At 70.6% G+C, this 755-nt stretch carries 1 protein-coding gene; it reads right to left on the bottom strand.

The genetic code is table 11. The features are described 5' to 3' along the window. Positions 1 to 206 precede the first annotated feature (206 nt). The coding region (locus HUX53_RS37475; RefSeq protein WP_176408017.1) for an FHA domain-containing protein at positions 207 to 755 on the bottom strand (549 nt) is incomplete at its 5' end.

Genomic DNA, 755 nt, shown 5'->3' with positions numbered 1-755 from the left:
GTTGCTGTGTTTGGTTGTTTCGTTTTTGTGGTTGTCCTGTCTGTGTTTTATTTTTTTTTTTTTAATGCTCCGCAGCCGCGCGTGATCGACACTTCCCTCTTCGTCGGCAGCGTCAGTTGTGTATAAGGGCCGGGCAGGCTCCCCCGGCGGGCCCGCCTGCGCGGAAGGCGCGGGCGGGCCCGCCGGGGGAGCCTGCCGGACGGCCGTCATGTCGCCTCGCCTCGGGTGAGCGTGATGGTGGTCCAGGCGCCCACGTGGATGCGGTCGCCGTCGGAGACGGGGACCTCCACGTTGTAGGGGACGGGGTCCGTTGACCCGTTCACGCAGGTCCGGTTGGTGGAGCCGGGGTCGACGAGGGTCCAGGTGCCGTCCGGCTTGGCCAGCAGCACCGCGTGGACGTGGGAGACGCCGGGGTCCTCGGGCGGCTCGCGCAGGTCGATCTCGGGCGGGGACGGCTGGGCCGAGCTGCGCCGCCCGATCCGGATCTGCGCCCCGGTGAGCGGGATCCGCCGCTCAGGCGCGTACGGCGGGAAGGTGAGCGTCGCCGAGTCGGGTCCTTCCTCCGCGATGACGGTGTTGAAGTACTCGCGGTCGGCCGTCACCACCGCCGTCCAGGCCGCACCCGGAACGGGCGGGGACGGGACGGGCGGCGCCGGAACCGGAGGCGCCGGCACGGGCGGCTGCGGGACGGGGGCCGTCGCGTATACACCTCCGACGCTGCCGCCGCAAGAGACAAGGTAGAACCCGAGGCGCGG

Source organism: Actinomadura sp. BRA 177 (genome assembly GCF_013372625.1).
GTDB lineage: Bacteria > Actinomycetota > Actinomycetes > Streptosporangiales > Streptosporangiaceae > Spirillospora.
Note: the sequence above shows the minus strand (reverse complement) of the source record. Positions and strands in the feature narration are given on the sequence as shown.